Source organism: Bacteroides sp. 43_46, assembly GCF_001915455.1.
Lineage (GTDB): Bacteria > Bacteroidota > Bacteroidia > Bacteroidales > Bacteroidaceae > Bacteroides > Bacteroides caccae.
This window is the reverse complement of the sequence record NZ_MNQN01000014.1, coordinates 26,127-46,522: the sequence shown is the minus strand read 5'-3', so window position 1 is coordinate 46,522 and position 20,396 is coordinate 26,127. Positions and strand designations below refer to the sequence as shown.

The following is a 20,396-nucleotide window of genomic DNA, read 5'->3' as shown; positions in this document are numbered from 1 at the left end:
GGTTTAATACGTTGTCCGTTTATTGCAAAAACAAAGTCTGTGCCAGATTGTTCACGAGCGTCGCGCAATTTTATATCCGATCGCTGCGACGGCAATACTCATTAAAGGGCTGATAATGTTGAAAAAACAATAGGGAAGATATACCAATGTGGGGACGCTTAGTATTGTAGCCTGCGTCATCCCGCAGGTATTCCAGGGGATCAGCACGGATGTAACGGTTACTGAATCCTCGGTCGTCCGGCTCAGCAAACAACTTTCGTAACCTTTTTTAGCATAAATGTCGCGGAACATATTTCCGGTCAGAATGATACTGATGTATTGGTCGGCAGTTGCCAGATTGAGGAACAACCCGGAACAAACCGTAGCTCCCACCACGCTGACTGTTTTCTTCATAAAACGGACAAAGATAGAAGTGATACTTCCCAACATACCGCTGGCTGTCATCGCCCCGCCAAAGCACATGGCACATAAGATCAGCCAAATCGTATTCATCATGCCGGACATGCCACGTGTAGCGATTAAATCTGTCAAAACGGCATTATCTGTGTGCAGACTTGTACTTCCGTAGAAGGTCATCATCAGTCCTTTGAACAGCGAATCGAAGCCGGAGGCGGCCATTCCCGAAATCTCCTGTAATAAATCCGGTTGAAATATCAGGGCAAAGATGCCTGCCAGCAATGTTGACAGGAACAGCGTAATGATAGAAGGTACCTTACGTGCAATCAATATTCCCGTGGCGACCGGAACAATCAGAAGCCATGGTGTGATATGGAACTTCTCATTCAGTGCGGCGGCCACCTCCGTGATATGTTGCGTATTGTTGGCATCATGTGAGAATCCCGCTACGGTGAAAATAATCAGGGTAATGACAAGAGAAGGAATCGTGGTTATCATCATGTAGCGGATATGGCGGAAGAGGGGAGTGTCTGTGACGGAGGCTGCCAATATGGTAGTTTCCGACAATGGAGATACCTTGTCGCCAAAATAGGCACCGGAGATGATCGCTCCAGCAATCCAACCTTCTTCAAATCCCTGTGCCTTACCGATCCCCATTAATGCGATACCGATAGTGGCAATTGTAGTCCACGAACTTCCGGTCATGACTGAAATCAGTACGCAGATAATGCAGGTGGATGCAAGGAAGAAACTTGGGTGGATAATCTGCATTCCATAATAAATCAGCGTAGGCACTACACCGCTAATCATCCAGATACCGCTGAGCGCACCAATAATCAGCAGGATAATGATAGCAGTTGTCACTCCGGCTACGTTGTTTGTAATAGCCAGCTCGTAGTCTTTCCATGGGATTTTGTAGAATGCCATGCCGATAAGGATACAGACTGCGGTGGTAGTAAGCAGTGACACTTGGCTGCCGCCACTCAGTGCGTCGCTGCCGAAAGTATGGATAGTAGCGAATAATAATAGAACAAGTACAATAATCGGTATCAGTGATACGAGTGGGGAAGGAGCTTTTTTCATGCTAAATTCTCTAATCCTTTTTTTGTTGTTTAGCTGATATTTATTTTTGGCTGCAAAGATACAACAAAAAGGTAGAAATCTTTTGCATTATGGGAGCGGGCAATAAAAATTATTATAAGTTTATATTTTCTTGGAATATAGAAAGAGCTAACCTTTAGTTGAGCATGGTTTTACGTTTCAGCCACCAATAGCGGATGAAAAGTATCCCTGTCAGAATCAGCGCAATGGACAATCCGGTGTAGAAGACAGAGATAAAACTTTCGGGTAGCAAATGGAAGCTTCGGATCGTAATTCCGAGAGAAATCATGAATATCATGATTATCCAGCTTTTTACATCGAAGAAAGAGAAAGGACAGTTGCGGGTTTCTTTCTTCTGTTCAATCCGGCGGGTATGCTTGTAGTAGAGTCTTTTAAAAATCAGTACGAAGAATAACAGGAAAACGATAGTGGCTTCCCCTATCTTAAACATCCAGTCGTGTGAGTTGTTCATCCAGGTGACGATTCCTATCCGCAGGATGTTTCCGCCCGCAATAATCCAGACGGTGCCGGCTATGATTAGTAAGATTTGTCTGTTAACTCCGTACTTCATAGTTTACTGATTTTTTGTATTAAACGGTTTTATCATCCATTTTGTTGACTCACTTCTTAAAGAAAATCGTAATTAATAGAGAAATACCGGTTAAAAGGACTCCGATACCGATAACGCCGTGCCAGCCATACAGTTGCCAGAAACTTCCGGCAAGGAATGTTCCCATGGAGCCACCGATGAAGTAGGTAGTCATGAAAATTGTATTGATACGGTTCGAAGCGCGGGGATTCAGTTCGAAGATACTCGTCTGGTTACTGAGTTGGATGCATTGCATCCCTATATCAATCATGATAATGCCGGCGATGATTCCGGCGTAAGTGTTTTCTCCGACGAAGAACAATAACCAGGACAAAAGAATCAACCCGCAGCCGATGAAGTTGAAGCGGCGGACGCCTACCCGTTTTACATATCTTCCCACAAAAGAAGCTGTTAATGCTCCGGCTACTCCGCAAAGTCCCAGCATACCAATCACGTCGCTATTGGCGAAGAATGGAGCTTGTCCCATTTTGAAAGCGAGGCAGGACCACATGGCGAGGAGCGAACCGAAGTTCAGGGCAGCCCGGATAGAGTAGATGCGTAGTTGCGGAAACTCTTTCACCAAAGCCAGCAGGGATTTCATCAGGTCGCTGTACTTTCCCCGGAAGTTGGTCTGAATGTTGGGAAGAACTTTCAGTACGACAACCGCACAGACAAACATCATACCTGCGGCAATATAATACATCTCCCGCCACCCGAACAGTTCACCGACGAGTCCGCTGACGACGCGTGAAGCCAGGATGCCGGTCAGTAATCCCGATAAGACGATTCCTACATTTCTGCCTTTATGCTCCGGACGTGAAAACTGGGCGGCCATGGGAATGAATATCTGTGGAATCATAGAACAGGCCCCCGTAAGGAATGAGGCAACAAGTATCACATGGATATTATGCGCCAGGGCAATCGTCAATAGTGAGAATATAAGGACGAGGAAGTTGGCAAGGATAATCTTCTTGCGTTGGTATAAATCACCCAAGGGAGTGATAAACAATAGTCCGGCCGCATAACCTATCTGCGTGACCATGGCAATCAGGTTAGTTCGGAACTCTGATATGCCAAGTTCATGGCGTATCATATTTAGCAGAGGTTGGACGTAATAGATATTGGCTACCGAAATACCCGCCACAATAGCAAGTGTCCAGAGGATAGACGCCGGTAGTCCTCCGTTTTCTTTTAATGGCTGTTTCATGCCGCAAAGATAATAAATAAGCTGTTTATTCGACGAAGAAAGTAGTAGAAACTGTATTGCCCTCATCGTCTACTGCTGTCAGTGAATGTTTACCGGGAGCAGGTTGCAGGGAAATCTTGTGGAAGTCCTGCGTTTGCGTCTGATAAGTTTCGTCGAGGTGCCAGAAGATCGTTGCGTCAGGATTGCTATGAGCCAGTTCCACCGTTATAAAACCTTTACTGCCATCCATTTGTCGGGGCAGTTTGATACGGGCGTTCATCGGAGGATAAATAAATTGCATTGCTTGGAAGGTGTCTTCCCCACAGCCGGGTTTGAAAGGCGGAAGCGACTTGTATTCCGGGTGATGTTGTTTGTAATACCATTCCCATACGGGTGGCAGGACAAACCAGGATTTCTGAATAGTAGGCTCTGTATTTGCACAGTTTTCATAAATACGCCGGCTTTCATCGGCGGATAGTGTGACAAGATGATGATAAGGGCAAGCTTCTGTCCGCAGTCCGGCGGGCAGAACTAGCAATGTATCTATATCTTCACAAAATCTTCCTTTCAGGTGCCCAGACTGGTGGCATATTTCTGCATCAATGAAAACTCCTGTCGGGCGTTCGAACCATGACGATGAAGGGAGATAATTGAATATGTCGAATAACACGGGACCTGCTGTTTGTGCGCCGACTAATCCGGGCTTTCCCTCTCCGGTTGCATTTCCTACCCATACGCCGACTGCATAACGTGGAGTTACACCCACTGCCCAGGCGTCACGGAAACCATAGCTTGTTCCGGTTTTCCATGCAACCGGCTGCATGGAAGGGATAGCTTTCCAGTCAATTTCTTCGGGGCGGTTGACTTCTTTCAAAGCGTTGAATGTCTGCCACACGGCACCTTTATCCCAGATACTTTTATGCTGTACGGCCCTGTTTTTAGTATCTTCTTCTACTATCATTCTCGCTTCCGCTTCTTTGGCGGAAACGGGAGTTTCTGAATCCGAATGTCCGGTGACAAGGCTTCGCCCCATTTGCGCATAGGCGTTCGTCACGTCCCATAACGTAGCTTCCGCTCCTCCTAAAATCAATGATAACCCATAATGGGAGGATGGGCGACTGATCGTTTTGAATCCTATTTGTTGCAGGAAGTTGTGGAACTTGGGTACTCCGTATCTTTGCAGCATGGTTACTGCCGGGATATTCAATGAGCGTGCCAATGCTTCTGAAGCGGGTACGGCTCCTTCATATTGCATACTGAAGTTCTGTGGAGTATACCCGTTGATGTTGACAGGCACATCCGGCAATAGCATATCGGGCAACATACTTCCTTCCTGCAACATGGCATAATATAAGAAAGGTTTCAATATACTGCCAGTGCTTCTGGGAGCCTGGATCACATCTACCTGATTTCCTCCTTGTTTCCGGTCGAAATGTACATTCCCGCAGTAAGCCACTACTTGATTGGAAGGAATGTCAATCACAAGAATAGCCAGGTTACGAATGTCACTCCGATTGAATTCATTGCTCCAGCGTTCGGCCAAATCCTCTATATGAGTCTGCATTCCTTTGTTGATAGTCGTGCGGGAATACCGGCCGTTTCTTTCCTGATAGAATCGGCTGACCAGATGCGGCGCTATTTGAGGTAAGGGATGAGGTTCGTCAGGCAGCGGTTCGCTGACAGCCAGTTCATAGGTCGATGAGTCGATAATCTCTTTATCAAGAAGTTGTTTCAGGAGACGGTTTCGTTTGGCAAGTAGTGTTTTTCGTCCTTTCGACAAATGAATGATGGCGGGGGCATTGGGCAGGACGGCGAGCATGGCGGATTCTGCCCATGATAAATCCTCGGCGGAGTGACCGAAATAACGCCAGGATGCTGCATCCAATCCTACTACATTTCCTCCGAAAGGTGCGTGTGATACATACATCGACAGGATTTCTTCTTTTGAAGCACGAAATTCCAACCGGGTGGCAAGAATCATTTCAATCACTTTCTCTCCGAAAGTTCGTGACTCATTGCGGGCCAGGCGGATCGTCTGCATTGTGAGGGTACTGCCTCCGCTGACGATACGTTTGTTTTTTAGATTCTGATAAGTAGCTCTCCCTATGGATAACGGGTCTACTCCCCAATGATAATAGAAATTCTTGTCTTCGAAAGTAATGAGGCATTGCCTGATTTTCTCGGGTGTCGTCTTTCGTGGAGGAAATCTCCATTGACCGTCGGAAGCGATACGTGCTCCTAATAACTCTCCATTTCTGTCTGTCACAACGGTAGAGTAGGGAACATGAAACAGTTGCCGGGGAAGACAAAAGATATATCCTATCACTAAAAGAGTAATAATGCCGAGCAATACTCTTTTAGTGACGGATAAATGTTTGAAGAAATTCAATATCTTGTCTCCCATGAACCGAGTTTGTTCCATGCACAGAATCTACATTAGCGGCTGACTGTGGTTCTTCCCGCTTTGCTTCGTGCCTGTACATTGACGTCATACATCGCCTCACACTGAACAGCCGGAAGGATAAAGTTACCCGCATAGGTAGCTTGCAACCTGATTGTAAATATCTTCGTTTCGCCCCGGCGCAGATTGAAATAAGTCAATACACGATCGTCGCGGATATCCTGATAAGTATATTGGCCGCTCACATTACCGGACGAGTCGGTTGTCTCTTGTGGCTCTGCTTCGGGAACCGTCATTCTCTCGTTATACACTTCCCAGCCGGACGGGATGATGTGAGTCAATGCCAAGTTGGTGTAATCGGTGGTCCCGCTTGTGTTGGATATCGAAGCAATAGCCGTGAAGTCCGTTCCCTGCCGGATATCGTTGACAGACATCGGTTTACCATCCATACTTGCATACCTGATATCCATACGAAGATTGTCGGAAATAGCCGGCAACGTATCATTCAACAACTGTGTACGTGTAATAAGGTCTACGCTTAGTGCTCCCTTGCCTTGATTCTTTACGGCAACCGTTCCTGATTTGGGAGAAGTGGAAATCTCTTTCTCGAAGACGGCTTTAGCCGATTTTACGGCAGGCTGTTGTTTGCCGTTCCATGTCCAGGTGAAGTCTAACGAGCCGGACAACTTCTCCGCCAGGCATCCCATTGCCATAAGGGCGAAAGCGGTGGACTGTGTGCTGAACCAGTTCTCTTGTGACAGATTCTTTGAAACGACTTTCGCTTGCTGTAAAGCATCCCGTTCCCGGTTCATCAGAAGTAATGTTTCCAAGATCATCGCTTCATCCCGGTCGGACGAACCGTAAATCTGATTCATGGAAGAGTAGGGGATGACTGTTGTCTCTGCATTGTACACTAGTTCTTCGGCAGGCTTCATCTTACCCGTCAGTGCGTAGGCAGCTGCCAGTCTCCATTTAGCTTGGATAGATAATCCCGGTTGTTCTTTCATCCGGTTCATGGCGCCATATTCCGGTGCACCGGCCAGAGCCAGGGTATAGAGGCGGAAAGCCTGTTGCAGTTCTGACTGCCATTGTTGCCAGTTGTTTGCCTCTTGAGGCATACGCCAATTTTGTGCGGCAGCACGTTGGAAGCGTTTCCACTTGTTCAATACATTTGCATGGACGGCATAGCCTTTCTCCTGCGCCAGTGTTAAGAACATTCCTGTGTAAGAACTGATCCATTCGTCAGCAACGGCATTTCCCGGCCAGTAGACAAATCCTCCGTTGGGGAGTTGGCGGGCGTAAATCTGACGGATCGCTTCTTGTACATTTGCTTTTATCTTCTCTGCTTCCCGGGTATCTATTGTTTTGAACTGAGCGATAAACAGGAGTGGCAGTGCTTTTGAAGTCAACTGTTCCGTGCAGTGGTGTTGATAGTTATATAAGAAGTCGAACCGACGGCTGATGTCTACTGATGGAATGCGCGATACTTCCAGTTTTATCTGGTTGTTTGCAGACAAACTTCCTAACTGATAGGATAATTCTTTGTTCTGTCCCGTTTCTATCCATTCGCTGCTGCGTAATGTAACTATCGGATTCGGATTCCGTACTTCTATTTCAATGGTTTCTTTGGTTTGTTGTCCGCCACCGCTTGCCGTCAGTTTGATGGTTGCCTTTCCGGTTTTGTTTCCGGTCTTTAAAGTAAAGAACACAAGTTGGTCGCCGGGCCGGTTGAAGGTGAGCGACTGTTGATGGGAACCTTCTATCTGAACTCCGCCACCGGACGCCTGAAGCGATACGGTCACATTCTTCACTTGTTTTTCCATAGCGAAGACATTGACCGGAACAGTGATTTCTTCCTGAATACTAAGTACGCGCGGCAAAGTGGAGAGTAACATTAATGGTGTCCGTACAAATGCAGTCTTTTCTGCATTCCCGTAAGCTCCGTCCTGTCCTGCCACTACCATGGCACGTACCGAACCCACATACATCGGAAGTTTCAATGTATGCGTCTGCTGCCTGCCCTTTTCCAAATAGAATGGCCCTATAAACTTCACTACGGGTTTGAACCGGTTCGCTTTTGCGTCGGCCGGTTTGAGCGTTGCATCTCCACCAACGCTGAAAAGTGAACTGTAAGCTCCGGCAGAAGCTCCCAATACATTGTCGTACATATCCCAAGTGCGGATACCGAGTGCCTCGCGTGAATAGAATTCATTCCAGGGATCAGGTGTCTTGAAATTGGTTAGATCCAATAATCCGTCATCAACAATAGCTAATGTGTAAGTCATCGGCTTCCCACTTTTTTCGCTGACTGTGACGTTGAAGTCTGTCTCCGGTCGCAATACTTCCGGCATCTGTATCTGAGGTTGCAGAACAGTCTGGCGGTTGGTGACAAATACCGGAGCAATGCCATACATACGGATCGGTAAATCATTTATTGTCTGTGCATGAGGTTGTAGCAGACTGATGTGCAGATATACGTTCGGAGCCATTTCCGGAGTAATCTCAAATGTATATTTCGTGTCTCCCTCGTTGGTTACCTCTATCCATTCCCGGTGCAATACGGACGAACCGTTTTCTATGGATACCAACGCACGCCCTCCGGCAGCCGCAGGAATAATTGCCGTAGCTGTTTCTCCTATCTCGTAAGAGTCTTTATCCAGCGAGAAAGTAAGCATCTTGATACCGCTGGGATCGGTCTTGTTCGAACGTCCCCGTGATTCCGGCCAGTCTACATAGATGGTTCCTCCGGTGGCGTGGCCACTATCTTTGTCTTTTACATATACGAGATAGCGTCCCCAAGACGGATAATCGACACGGAATTTAAATGTTGTTTTTCCTCCGCTGGTCTGCAATTTACCACTGGCTACGGGGGTAATGGAACTATTGTTGATGTAAGTGCCGAAAGACTCGTCGCTGTTTTCCCACCACCAGCTCCAACTGATGCGGTATATCTTATATTCCAGGTTGGAACGGTTCACCGGCTGTCCTTGCGAATTAACGGTCACGATATCAAAGACGTGGTCTTTATCCGTTTCGATATATTTTCCTTTCGGTTGATTCAGATTGATTCCTACGTAAGATACAAATGGGGAGAACGGAATGCTTTGTGTATAGATGCTGGCGTCTCCTCCCGGTTCGAATACCCGGGTGGTGAAGGTCACATTCAGCATACCCGGTGCATTTGTTGCTGCCGGAACTTTCAACGTGACTCCTGCTTTTCCTTCCGCATTAAGTATGCCATCGAACACATCCGTTTTAATGGTTGTGAAATCCGTAGCAGGATCGTTGAATATATATTGTCCGTAGTTCTTGAATTGCGTGTTTACTTTGGACAAAGACATTTCCACTTTAGCTTTCAATTTGGAGGCAGTGGCTCCCGTCAGCCACGCAGAAGCGAGCGGAACAGTGACATTTTTGTCTGTTGATTGAAGAATCTTCGGTAGCGTCAGATTGATTTTCAGTCGGTTGGGCTTTATCGTTTCAATACGCAGGCCTTTGTGGAAAGTAGTTCCTCCTACCTTTATATATGCATTCCAAAGACCGGTCGGGTCACCGGCTTGCGTAGGAACATCAAACGTGTAGAATCCGTTCATACCTTGTGTAGAAATCATTTTGGTATAGAACTGCCCTTTCGGATTATAGATTTCGAGTGCTACGGGATGTTTGTCCGGTATCCTCTTTTCCCGGTCTTCCAATATGAAGGAGATGTGTAGTGTATCTCCCGGTCGCCATACGCCTCTTTCACCATAGATAAATCCTTTCAGTCCTTTCTGAATCTCTTTTCCTCCTACATCGAACCGGCTGACAGACTGTTCTTCACCGTCTACCACGCGAACATAAGCCTTTTGTTTCTCCGCTTCTGCCACAACGATGAAGGGTGTTCCTTTTGAACTGATTTCAACAAAACCCTCTCCATTCGTTTCCCCTTTTCCTATGGGTTGCAATTGGAAGTTGTAAACCGTTACCTGTGCTTTTCCTACCGGATTTGTATCCAATATGTTACTTACGGCAATCCATAGTTTATTCAGAGAATTACGTTTCACGATCATTCCCAGGTTAGAGGCAAAAACGTTGCAGGCGGCAGCCCGATCCGAATTCATATAATAGGAAGGGTGACAGGGATTATCCCGTTCTTTCCATCGGTATACACTCCAGTCCATTGTTCCGCCGTTATAGTAATAATAGGCTTCGGGCGTATCCCAAACCGCTTCATCCGCTTCGGACAAGGCACTTCCGCTTACTTTCATCAAACCGTCCGGCGTATTATTGTCAGCGAACTTGATATCCTGATTGTCGACTCCGCTGCATGGATAAGCGGAGTATTCCTGGCGGAAAGAGAGTATCACCCGGTAAATGGCTCCCGGTTCCTGACGAATCAATCCGGCAAGGTCTATCGAATAGTTTTCCCAGTTATGAATATCTTTTGAGGTATCTTTGCCCAGCCATAATGTTTTCTTGTATACCAACCGTCCCGAACGGCGTAATTCATTAGCGGAAGCAAGCGAATTGGTTTGCATAAACATCAGCACATTATTTTCAAAGATACGAATCACGCTTAAGTCCACAGCATACAGGTTTACAGCCCGGAATGGGATAATCAGGCTTTTTGAATCGGGCAGGATAGCGGCGGTTGTCAACATCTCTACCTGCGGTTTCAGATTTATTTCGCTGAATGAGATCGAATGTGAAGTTCCCAACGTTTTGCCCTGACTGCTTTTTACTCCTTCATGGATGTTGAGCGTCAATTTGCTTAGCTGGTTTGCTTCGAAGTAGATGAATACCCTGTTTTCTTTGATCTGGAAAACGGAAGAAGAAAGCTCCGGAATCTCAATCAACCCTTTCAGGTCCTGTGTATCGGATAAAGGGGTGGAGAACACAACCTCAATTCCATTTTCCGGTTCGTCGATGCGTGTGGCGGACAGAAAGCGGAAACTATCTTTCGCTGGAATCAGAACCTCTTCACTTTGAGTTTGATCGATACGTGCGGGACTGCCATTGGCAGTGATGGTCAGTTGGTAATCCTCCGTATCTCTTGGAACCTGGTTGATACAGAATTGGTATCGGGTAAGATTATCTGTTGGTATAATTTCTACCGGATAGCTTTTGTTATTCCCGTCCTTGACGGTCAATATCTTTTCCACCTCTTCCTTTTTTACGATGTCGCTGAAACATATTTCCCCCTTGATATTTATTTCATCCGGTTGGGCATCTGTGATAGGTAGTGGTTCTATGGAAAGTGTGAAATTGCGTTCCTGTACCCGGAAGGAGAAGTTGAACTCCTTTAATTTCTTGTCCACTTCGACGAATTTGCCAAGTTGGAACGTACACTCATAAAGTGACCCCGGCTTCAGTGTACCTTCTTCGGGTACAAATTCAATGGTATTATTACTCACCCAATATGCCTTCCCTTTCAGTGAAGGTGAAAAACTAAATGGATTTTCCTTTAACTCATTATTTAAGTCTACCATTGGTTGCTCGTGTGTCAGTTCAATACGTATGGTAGAGTTCTGTGAAATAACTCCTCCCGTATAGGCATTTACATACGGAGCATATTCGGCAGAAGGAATGATGTCTTTTTGCGTGCGTGTGCATGATGAAAAACTCACGATCATCAAAAGCAGAAAGAATAGTCCGGTAGCACTACTGCTACATTTAGTTTTCATTTGTCCCATAGCGAAGAGGTTTTATAATTCAACAAACAAATATACTGTTTTTATGATAGATTCTTCTCAATTCTACTTATTTTTGTGAACTCTAATAAGATAGTTTATGGGAAAGAAGAAAGAATATAAAGAAGCCAATCGGCGATTTCTGAAAAACCTGTCTTTTCAGGAAGGTGTTTTTGCATTGCCGTGTGGCATCTATTATAAAATACTGGAGACCGGTGAAGGTACGGTTTCTCCGGGTGCGCGGAGCATTGTTACCGTGCATTACAAAGGAAGTCTGATTGACGGTCGGGAGTTTGATAATTCTTATGAACGCAGTTGTCCCGATGCTTTACGTCTCAGTGACGTAATAGAAGGCTGGCAGGTGGCGCTTCAGAAAATGCACGTTGGGGATAAATGGATAATTTATATCCCTTATACAATGGGATACGGCAATAAATCAGTTGATTCTATTCCTGCTTACTCAACATTGGTGTTTGAGGTAGAACTGTTGGGAGTTGCTTAGAAACAAGAAAGCAACCCTTCAGATTGCTTTCTCTCTCTCTTGGTAAACAGCCACTTGGAATAAAGTGGACAAACAGGTAAGATAATAATATTAGCTTTTCATTTTTATACTAAATTAAATATTAAAACGCGGAGATACGGATATAAAAGTTCCTTACCGGAACAAATCCGTATCTCCGTGTACCCATGTTTAATAATAATTATTTATGAAGTTTGATGTTTCGGACATCTCCTTCTTTAAAATCAAAATGCTTCAGTTTCATACCTTTCCGGCTACCTACCGTAAGCGACTTCAACGAGAGGGTGCCATTAATCACTTCTATGGTAACATCATCTTCTGTTACTTGAACCGTACCCCATGAATAGCCGTTGCTCCAGAAATAGTTGCCTGGACGGTCTGTTATCTTCATGCTTTTATCAACACCCGAATATTGGAACTCGCTCAAAGCTATGATAGCAGACCAGCTTGCCATGGAGCGAGCGTAATGGTGTCCGCATTCCGATTCACTGAAAGGATTACGTTTTGCACCATCATGACGGCGTCGGATGGCATTGATACAAGTAAGAGCATCTTCTTCCATGCCTTCATAAAGCATTCCAACGGCAGCACAATATTCAAATCCTGTCATGACTTCGGAAAAGTATGGGAATGGAACTTCCAGACGTCCTTTCGGCCAAGAAGCCATAAGTAAACCTGCTTCATCGCCCATTACGTAAGAACGCATATTGTTAAAATGACGGCTGAAGTCTTCCACGAAGTTATATTTCATGATACTCTTCATAGTTGTTTGTATATTCTTCTTATCACCCAGATAACCTAATCCGCACAAGTGAGCCATATATTGTCCAACAAGCTGGTCGACAAGACAACCTTGTCCTAACTGGAATCCCGGAATCTTAACATCAGGGTCGTTCATGTCAAGAAATTCAAATGTCTTCGGATCTGTAATCTTATGTTCATAGTACTCTCCGTTGAACAGATTTTCGTCCATCCATTCGCTTCCCTTCTCAAACAGTGTACGGCATTTCTTCGCAAAGCTTTTATCTTTCATAGCTATTGACATCTTTTCGGCAGCCTTTAAAGCTCCCATATACCAAAAGCCCATTTGAGGATTAGGTCCAAAGTAGTTTACATCCATGGTATTATGTTGCGAACCTTCCATTACTCCATCCTGATTACCATCCCAGCCTTTTTCTATCCAAGCGTATGAAAGGACTTTCTTCACCTGTTCCCAGTTATTTCTCAGAAAATCATTATCTCCGGAGAGTTGCCATTCGCGATATATTTTCATTATACATCCCATTTGCCCGTCTGCAGCCGGATTGTTCCCTTTGCTTGCTTCAGAAAGTGGGAGAGATGCCCTGAAATTCATCAAACCGTTTTCCTTTGTGGCATAGTTGAACTCTACGTCACGCATGGTTTTTGCCAGTTCCCCGAAAAGATAAGGAGTGGCAGTTTCGTAGTTCCATACATGGGTACAAGAACCTTCACACGAACCGAAACGGTCCATCACACCTTCCCATCCCATCATGTGACCGCTTGGCAAACGAAATACTGTTTGAGAGCGCAATGTGGCTAGATTGAATAAAGCCGCCTCTTTCACCACCTCCGGATAAGAAGTGCCGAGCAGTGCATTAATGAACGACAATGTCTTATTTTCTAATCCGGGTATTTGTGGGATGATAGTTTCCGCTGCTTTCCAAGCATCAGGATATTGATTGCTATAATAGTTGCCTACTACAACAGAAGACCAAGCTTTCCTGTTCGGGAAACTCCATGTGATATAAAATGTAAATGTTTCAGTACTTTGTGGAGCTATTGTCTTATTTACAGACAATGAGGCCATAGGATCTTCATCTTCCTGCTTACTTCGTTCGGTCAGCATACCATCCGCACTAAAATCATCCCAAAAGTTGAGAATGCTATTGTTCCAGTTATCGGCTTTTGACGAAGTACGGTAAGTCACGCCATTAACTGCCTGAGTGGTAAGCGCAACAGTTCCCCATGCCGAATCATCCTTATCTACACCATCCGAATAAAGGTATATTCCTTTTATATTGTTGCTTTCAACATACTTGTTCTTGTTGTTCTTTGCTCCTGTAGGAATGTAATCACCTTTCCAGTCTGTACGGAATTTACTTCCGTCCTTACCTATAAAGTTGCGTATCGAACCACAGATTGATACATTCATCGGTTGGTCGGTAGTGTTTGTAACTTCATACGAGAGTACGGCCACAGGCAATCCGCTGGCATCGGCATCGCCAGGAATAAACGGGTTAAAACCCTTTACCTTAACTTTTACAGGCAGATTGCTGTCCGATAAAGAAACTTGTCCGAAAGGGTATGCCGCCTCGAATGAAGCTTGTTCAAAACGCGGAAGACCATGATGATTGACAGGACGTCCTTCATAATGTAAATATTCATGCGAATATAATGGTCCTGTCAGCAATGTGGTAGTCGCTTTCTGGTTTTGCGGTTTGGCATAGATTGCAAAGAAAGGAGCATTGTTCCCTGTGGTTACTGTGCTGTATTTCTTTGCCGGGACATTCATTATTTCCCAGTCGCGTAGTTCTCCACGCCCTCCGAGCGATACTGTACCAGTTCCGATACCTCCTAAAGGTAACGCAATTTGGTAAAGATGTTCCTTGTCATATTTCTTTAATACAGGCCATTGTTGCGGCTTCCATTCTTGAGCCTGGACCGTAATAATACCGGAAAGCAATGCTCCGATTGCAATTAAATAGAGTTTATTCATATCGTAAATATAGTTTTATGTGAGTTCACGATTAGATCAACCGTATCAAAATTCCAATATCCTTTTATTAGAATTTAATGGTAATATTCTTTTATTTCCCAAATGGGTTTGTACGGTAAAGATAACTAATTTAGTGATTATAACAAATTTTGTTACAGTTACCATAGGCTTTTACTTCTACCTTCGCCCTAAACTCCTGTAAATGATCAATAAGGATGGAATGTTGTTATTGTCGGATTCAAATAGATTGGCAATATTTGCATAAACTCATAATTATATGAATAAGGAGGGGTGGCTAAAAGTCGGGGTGGTAGGTGCGCCTATCTGTGCATATATTATGCTTGTGCATTTACCTACCACCTCCCCCTACGGGTACTCCTCCTTCCCGAAGGAGGAGAATAGAGATAACACCGACTTGTAAATTACCACTAAATTTGAAGAAGAACCTTCTTGCTTTGCTTTTTCTTTTGGTATAGAGAATAAAAATCCCCATAACCTTATCAGTTACAGGGATTTAATATGTTGTAATTGTTATAATTACTTGCTCAAAGCCTGAGCTACGTCAACAGCACAAGCCACTGTACAACCTACCATCGGGTTGTTACCAATTCCCAGGAATCCCATCATTTCTACGTGAGCAGGAACTGATGAAGAACCAGCGAACTGAGCGTCTGAGTGCATACGACCCATAGTGTCCGTCATACCGTATGAAGCAGGACCGGCAGCCATGTTGTCCGGGTGAAGAGTACGACCTGTACCACCACCTGAAGCTACTGAGAAATAGGGTTTACCGGCAAGAACACGTTCTTTCTTGTAAGTACCTGCAACCGGATGTTGGAAACGAGTCGGGTTAGTAGAGTTACCTGTGATAGAAACGTCTACGCCTTCTTTCCACATGATAGCTACACCTTCACGAACGTCGTCAGCACCGTAGCATTTTACTTTTGCACGAGGACCGTCAGAGTAAGCGATTTCGCGAACAACTTTCAGTTCACCGGTAAAGTAATCGAATTGAGTCTGAACGTAAGTAAAGCCGTTGATACGAGAGATGATCTGAGCAGCGTCTTTTCCAAGACCGTTCAGGATGCAACGCAACGGTTCTTTACGTACTTTGTCTGCTTTTGCAGCGATTTTGATAGCACCTTCAGCAGCAGCGAAAGATTCGTGACCTGCAAGGAAAGCGAAACATTTAGTTTCTTCGCGCAGCAACATAGCAGCGAGGTTACCGTGGCCGATACCAACCTTACGGTCGTCAGCAACAGAACCCGGAATACAGAATGCCTGCAAACCGATACCGATAGCTTCTGCAGCTTCAGCAGCGTTTGTGCAGTTCTTCTTAAGAGCGATTGCAGTACCTACCACATAAGCCCATTTTGCGTTTTCAAAACAGATAGGCTGAGTTTCTTCACACGTTTTATAAGGATCAAGTCCGGCAGCTTCGCAGATAGCGTTAGCTTCTTCGATGTCTTTGATGCCGTTAGCGTTCAAGGCTTCGATGATACCTTTGATACGACGGTCTTGGCTTTCGAATTTTACTTCTCTAATCATAGTTTCTTTCCTCCTTATATTATTCGTGACGTGGATCAATATGTTTAACTGCTCCCTGTTCTGCTGTTACACGTCCGTAAGTACCTGTAACTTTCTTCAATGCTTCGTTTGCATCTGTTCCCTTCTTGATTTCATCCATGAACTTACCCATGTGAACGAATTCGTATCCACAGATTTCGTCATTCTTATCCAAGAAGATGTTTTTGATGTAACCTTCAGCCATTTCAAGGTAACGGGGACCCTTAGCCAAAGTACCATAAAGAGTACCTACCTGGCTACGCAGACCTTTACCTAAATCTTCCAGACCTGCACCGATGATCAAACCACCTTCAGAGAAAGCAGACTGAGTACGTCCGTAAACGATTTGCAGGAAGAGTTCGCGCATAGCAGTGTTGATTGCGTCGCAAACAAGGTCAGTGTTCAATGCTTCGAGGATCGTTTTTCCCGGAAGAATTTCGGCAGCCATAGCAGCAGAGTGAGTCATACCGGAACATCCGATAGTCTCCACCAAAGCTTCCTGGATAACGCCTTCTTTAACGTTCAGTGTCAGTTTGCAAGCACCCTGTTGAGGAGCACACCAACCGATACCGTGTGTCAAACCTGAAATATCAACGATTTCTTTTGATTTTACCCATTTGCCTTCTTCGGGTATGGGAGCCGGTCCGTGGTTAGGACCCTTCTTTACAACACACATGTGTTCCACTTCGTGTGAATAAGTCATAATTAGCTCTTTTTTTAAGTGATATAATTAAAAATACGTAGTCACGATTCTCTAAATCGCCCACAAAGGTAGTCGATTTATTTGTTTCTGCAAATCGCCTTTTATTACTTTTTTGTGAAAAGAGACAAATCGGTTTGCCTTTCTCCGTCGTTTGTAAAGTCGGGATTGCATTTGTGAAAGTTTGAAGGTTGTAGAACTATCTATTCATATCTTTGTTGTTATTGAAAAACAAAAAAGTATGGAACTGGATCAAATAGATATACATTATTTAATTGCGGCAATTTGTGTCATTTCCTCTGCACTCGTTTTTTATTCGATCGGTGTCTGGGGCGAGCGACTCCAAAAGAAGCTGAAGTTCTGGCATATAGCTTTCTTTTTGATCGGATTGATAGCTGATACGGTTGGTACCAGTTTAATGGAACATATCGCCGAACTGACTCACCTGCATGATGAGATTCATACGGTGACGGGGCCTATTGCCATTCTTTTAATGTTTGTGCATGCTTTGTGGGCGATATGGACTTATGTGAAAGGTTCGGCAAAAGCTAAAAAGCATTTTAACCGTTTCAGCATTGTCGTTTGGTGTATTTGGCTTATACCTTATTTAATAGGTGTGTATATGGGAATGCGCTTACATCCATAGAATTAGTTTCCGGACAAATAGAGAATAATAGTATATCCCATAGGGAAAGTACTCAAAAGTAGTAGCTAAAATAGGAAAAGGATGCCGGTATTGTTAGGTCACCACGGCCGTGGTAAGATCTTGTCATGGACGTGGAGATATCCTGCCACAGCTGTGGTAACTTCTCTTCACGGCCGTGGTGACCTAACAATATCAGCGCTAAATATGAACTATGAAAGGGGGATAGAAGAAGTATACTTGCTTCTTTAGGGTATTAATCAAGGGGGAAGACGGTGATAGGTTGATAGGTTGGTGATAGGTTGCAATTAACCTGTCACCGTATGCGAAACCACGATGAATAACCACTTTGACGCTCTGCGGTGATAGGTGAAAGAGAAAATTGCATTTTTTCCTTGTGTAGAAGATAATGATTTGCATCCTTATTTGTAGTATGAGTTATTGAGATGTAGAATAAAATTCGTAGCTTTGCTGCATAATTTATTAAGAAAGAATTATGATTGAAGTTATAGAATCTGCTTTACAAAAGGCTGCGGGCGAAGGAATGGATGAATTTATCCAAGTGTTTACCGATAAATATAAGGAAGTGATTGGTGGTGAATTGACTGCTGATACGATGCCATTACTGACAGGTGAGCAGCATTCTTTGTTGGCTTACCAGATTTTCCGTGATGAAATTATGGTTGGCGGATTCTGTCAATTGATCCAGAATGGATACGGAGGATATATTTTTGATAATCCGTTTGCGAAGGTGATGCGTTTGTGGGGGGCGGATGAATTCTCGAAATTGATCTATAAGGCCAAAAAAATATTTGATGCCAATCGTAAGGACTTGGAGAAGGAGCGGACTGATGATGAATTTATGGCTATGTATGAGCAATACGAGGCTTTTGATGAGCTGGAAGAGGTTTATTTGGAAATGGAAGAACAGGTTACGGCTTTGATTGCAAGCTATGTAGACGAACATTTGGAACTTTTTGCGAAAATAATAAAGTAAGGGATGCAGTATTTTTTAAGTATCTGCATTTATCAATTGTGAATTAGAATTTATATCTTTGCAAAATCTAAAAAATATGTTTATGAAACAAATGAAATTTTTCTTGGTGGCTTTGATGGCTGTAGTAATGGGAATGTCGGTTACTTCTTGTATGAATGGGGATGATAAATCACAGGTAAATGACCTTCCTGTTCTAGGTAAAGTAAAAGATAGCTTTTTGGGGTTAACTTTCACTTCATTGGATGGATTTACTTTTAAATCAAAGAATACGGTTGAAGGTACAACTAACTTTATGACAGGTGATTTTATTGTTGCAATGTGTAGCTATGATAGAGAGGTGGATATAGATTATACAACAAACACTATCAATGCAACAATCGGATCTACTGAAAAAATCTCGGGTAATGCTGTACATAGTACGACAAAAGCAGAAGATGAAGGAGAGCATCCTTCTTATGTTTCAGATAGAGGTGTCATAAGTATTACCGATTTGAAGCCGGCTATGATTGATAACTATAACTTGCTTGTTCCTATTCAATATTTTGCTTTTGAGAAAATAGCCAGTCATACTTTTTTTATGGTATATTATAGTGATGAAAACGAGCTTAAAGGTAAAACAGATTTAAAACTGTTTTTACGTCATACTTCTACAGAAGAAAAGGCTAAAGAAACTTATAGAGCTTTTTCGTATAGAGTCTTTGATATAAGAAGTGCTATAGAGGCTTATAAGAATGCAAATGAAGGAAGATATCCAAGTAATATTACGATTGTATCAGAAGCGAATTCAAGCAATAATGATGTCCCCAAGACAACAACTACAACTCCTGTGACTTATACTTTTAGAGAATAACATTGAACTACAAGGAACTATTTAACATAGCAATGAAATTGATTTCCTCTCCGGCCAAGGCCTGGGAGGAAATTTCTATGGAAGAGGATAGGCGAAAAGTTTTTATGGCTTTTGTCTATCCTATGATTGGTTTATGCGGCTTGTCCGTCTTTATCGGGTCACTATTGACCAATGGTTGGGGCGGTCCGCAAAGTTTTCAGATAGCTATGACCAATTGTTGTGCCGTAGCTGTGGCCCTGTTCGGAGGATACTTTCTGGCAGCTTATGCCATAAATGAAATAGGAATCAAGATGTTTGGCATGCATGCTAATATGCCGTTAGTGCAACAATTTGCAGGATATGCACTTGTTGTACCGTTTCTGCTTCAGATTGTCACCGGACTATTACCTGATTTTAGAATTATTGCTTGGCTGTTGCAGTTCTACATTGTCTATGTAGTATGGGAAGGTGCTCCTATAATGATGAAGGTAGAAGAAAAACAACGGTTGAAATACACCCTTTTATCGTCCGTTTTGTTAATACTATGTCCGACGGTGATTCAATTTGTGTTTAATAAGTTGACGGCCATACTTAATTAATAAGTGAAAATGAAACAACCTCCTGTAAATATTAAGAATAAACGTGCTACGTTCGACTATGAACTGATAGATACCTATACGGCAGGTATCGTATTGACCGGTACGGAAATCAAATCCATTCGTTTGGGAAAAGCGAGTCTGGTAGATACGTTTTGCTATTTTGTGAAAGGCGAATTATGGGTAAAGAATATGCATATCGCCGAGTACTTTTACGGATCGTACAATAATCATACGGCACGCAGGGACAGGAAGCTGTTGCTTAGTAGGAAAGAACTGGAGAAACTTCAACGGGAAATGAAGAATCCCGGGTTTACAATTGTGACCGTGCGTCTTTTTATCAACGAAAAAGGTTTGGCGAAACTGGTCGTTGCTTTGGCGAAAGGTAAGAAGGAGTATGATAAGCGGGAATCCATAAAAGAAAAAGACGACCGTAGAGATATGGCTCGTATGTTTAAAAGATGAT

15 protein-coding genes are annotated in these 20,396 nt (G+C 43.8%); 7 read left to right on the top strand and 8 right to left on the bottom strand.

Translation table 11 applies throughout. The annotated features are described in order from the left end of the window. Window positions 1–51 precede the first annotated feature (51 nt). From BHV72_RS00555 to BHV72_RS00535, 5 genes are all read right to left on the bottom strand, one after another. Window positions 52–1,479, bottom strand: a complete 1,428-nt coding sequence (locus BHV72_RS00555; RefSeq protein ID WP_005677711.1) for a Na+/H+ antiporter NhaC family protein — start codon at window positions 1,477–1,479, stop codon at window positions 52–54. 154 nt (window positions 1,480–1,633) lie between these two features. Beyond that, window positions 1,634–2,068: a hypothetical protein gene (locus BHV72_RS00550; RefSeq protein ID WP_005677712.1), complete on the bottom strand. Its 435-nt coding sequence runs from the start codon at window positions 2,066–2,068 to the stop codon at window positions 1,634–1,636. Between the two features lie 49 nt (window positions 2,069–2,117). Further along, entirely contained in the window at window positions 2,118–3,293 is a 1,176-nt protein-coding gene (locus tag BHV72_RS00545; RefSeq protein ID WP_195414325.1) for an MFS transporter, read from the bottom strand. Between the two features lie 25 nt (window positions 3,294–3,318). Next, window positions 3,319–5,676, bottom strand: a complete 2,358-nt coding sequence (pbpC, locus tag BHV72_RS00540) for a penicillin-binding protein 1C (RefSeq protein WP_195578737.1) — start codon at window positions 5,674–5,676, stop codon at window positions 3,319–3,321. 32 nt (window positions 5,677–5,708) lie between these two features. Next, entirely contained in the window at window positions 5,709–11,345 is a 5,637-nt protein-coding gene (locus BHV72_RS00535; protein WP_286853505.1) for an alpha-2-macroglobulin family protein, read from the bottom strand. A gap of 97 nt (window positions 11,346–11,442) precedes the next feature. On the opposite strand from BHV72_RS00535, the gene bamJ reads away from it, so the two are divergent. Further along, window positions 11,443–11,844, top strand: coding sequence for a BamJ family beta-barrel-assembly machinery protein (gene bamJ / locus BHV72_RS00530; RefSeq protein WP_005677719.1), 402 nt, complete (start codon window positions 11,443–11,445; stop codon window positions 11,842–11,844). A 199-nt stretch (window positions 11,845–12,043) separates the two neighbouring features. Here bamJ and BHV72_RS00525 read toward each other — a convergent pair whose 3' ends face one another. Next, entirely contained in the window at window positions 12,044–14,599 is a 2,556-nt protein-coding gene (locus tag BHV72_RS00525; protein ID WP_286853501.1) for a GH116 family glycosyl-hydrolase, read from the bottom strand. A gap of 277 nt (window positions 14,600–14,876) precedes the next feature. On the opposite strand from BHV72_RS00525, the gene BHV72_RS00520 reads away from it, so the two are divergent. After that, window positions 14,877–15,020, top strand: a complete 144-nt coding sequence (locus tag BHV72_RS00520) for a hypothetical protein (RefSeq protein ID WP_286853500.1) — start codon at window positions 14,877–14,879, stop codon at window positions 15,018–15,020. Window positions 15,021–15,136: 116 nt separating this feature from the next. On the opposite strand, the gene BHV72_RS00515 is transcribed toward BHV72_RS00520, so the two are convergent. Then, window positions 15,137–16,147: a GGGtGRT protein gene (locus BHV72_RS00515; RefSeq protein WP_005677721.1), complete on the bottom strand. Its 1,011-nt coding sequence runs from the start codon at window positions 16,145–16,147 to the stop codon at window positions 15,137–15,139. 19 nt (window positions 16,148–16,166) lie between these two features. Then, on the bottom strand, window positions 16,167–16,868 hold the full coding sequence (locus tag BHV72_RS00510; protein ID WP_005677723.1) for an iron-sulfur cluster assembly scaffold protein: 702 nt from the start codon (window positions 16,866–16,868) through the stop codon (window positions 16,167–16,169). Between the two features lie 238 nt (window positions 16,869–17,106). Between BHV72_RS00510 and BHV72_RS00505 the strand changes: the two genes are divergently transcribed. The 5 genes from BHV72_RS00505 to smpB all read left to right on the top strand — a co-directional run bounded on the left by BHV72_RS00505 (window position 17,107) and on the right by smpB (window position 20,395). Further along, window positions 17,107–17,511 carry an HsmA family protein gene (locus BHV72_RS00505; RefSeq protein WP_286853430.1) on the top strand — a complete coding sequence of 135 codons (405 nt, stop codon included), beginning with the start codon at window positions 17,107–17,109 and terminating at the stop codon, window positions 17,509–17,511. A gap of 493 nt (window positions 17,512–18,004) precedes the next feature. Further along, a complete protein-coding gene (locus tag BHV72_RS00500) occupies window positions 18,005–18,505 on the top strand; it encodes a DMP19 family protein (protein WP_005677725.1) in 501 nt (166 codons plus the stop codon). A gap of 82 nt (window positions 18,506–18,587) precedes the next feature. Continuing rightward, window positions 18,588–19,355 (top strand): hypothetical protein, encoded by a 768-nt coding sequence (locus tag BHV72_RS00495; protein WP_286853427.1) that lies wholly within the window; start codon window positions 18,588–18,590, stop codon window positions 19,353–19,355. A gap of 32 nt (window positions 19,356–19,387) precedes the next feature. Beyond that, the gene (locus tag BHV72_RS00490) at window positions 19,388–19,933 is read left to right on the top strand and encodes a Yip1 family protein (protein WP_286853425.1); all 546 of its coding nucleotides are present in this window, start codon (window positions 19,388–19,390) and stop codon (window positions 19,931–19,933) included. Window positions 19,934–19,942: 9 nt separating this feature from the next. Further along, the gene (gene smpB, locus BHV72_RS00485; RefSeq protein ID WP_286853424.1) at window positions 19,943–20,395 is read left to right on the top strand and encodes an SsrA-binding protein; all 453 of its coding nucleotides are present in this window, start codon (window positions 19,943–19,945) and stop codon (window positions 20,393–20,395) included. Window position 20,396: the final 1 nt, after the last annotated feature.

Excerpts from the sequence above, each read along its gene's own strand:
- BHV72_RS00555 (WP_005677711.1), bottom strand. The coding sequence starts at position 1,479 with ATGAAAAAAGCTCCTTCCCCACTCGTATCACTGATACCGATTATTGTA.
- BHV72_RS00550 (WP_005677712.1), bottom strand. The coding sequence starts at position 2,068 with ATGAAGTACGGAGTTAACAGACAAATCTTACTAATCATAGCCGGCACC.
- BHV72_RS00545 (WP_195414325.1), bottom strand. The coding sequence starts at position 3,293 with ATGAAACAGCCATTAAAAGAAAACGGAGGACTACCGGCGTCTATCCTC.
- pbpC (WP_195578737.1), bottom strand. The coding sequence starts at position 5,676 with ATGGGAGACAAGATATTGAATTTCTTCAAACATTTATCCGTCACTAAA.
- BHV72_RS00535 (WP_286853505.1), bottom strand. The coding sequence starts at position 11,345 with ATGGGACAAATGAAAACTAAATGTAGCAGTAGTGCTACCGGACTATTC.
- bamJ (WP_005677719.1), top strand. The coding sequence starts at position 11,443 with ATGGGAAAGAAGAAAGAATATAAAGAAGCCAATCGGCGATTTCTGAAA.
- BHV72_RS00525 (WP_286853501.1), bottom strand. The coding sequence starts at position 14,599 with ATGAATAAACTCTATTTAATTGCAATCGGAGCATTGCTTTCCGGTATT.
- BHV72_RS00520 (WP_286853500.1), top strand. The coding sequence starts at position 14,877 with ATGAATAAGGAGGGGTGGCTAAAAGTCGGGGTGGTAGGTGCGCCTATC.
- BHV72_RS00515 (WP_005677721.1), bottom strand. The coding sequence starts at position 16,147 with ATGATTAGAGAAGTAAAATTCGAAAGCCAAGACCGTCGTATCAAAGGT.
- BHV72_RS00510 (WP_005677723.1), bottom strand. The coding sequence starts at position 16,868 with ATGACTTATTCACACGAAGTGGAACACATGTGTGTTGTAAAGAAGGGT.
- BHV72_RS00505 (WP_286853430.1), top strand. The coding sequence starts at position 17,107 with ATGGAACTGGATCAAATAGATATACATTATTTAATTGCGGCAATTTGT.
- BHV72_RS00500 (WP_005677725.1), top strand. The coding sequence starts at position 18,005 with ATGATTGAAGTTATAGAATCTGCTTTACAAAAGGCTGCGGGCGAAGGA.
- BHV72_RS00495 (WP_286853427.1), top strand. The coding sequence starts at position 18,588 with ATGAAACAAATGAAATTTTTCTTGGTGGCTTTGATGGCTGTAGTAATG.
- BHV72_RS00490 (WP_286853425.1), top strand. The coding sequence starts at position 19,388 with ATGAAATTGATTTCCTCTCCGGCCAAGGCCTGGGAGGAAATTTCTATG.
- smpB (WP_286853424.1), top strand. The coding sequence starts at position 19,943 with ATGAAACAACCTCCTGTAAATATTAAGAATAAACGTGCTACGTTCGAC.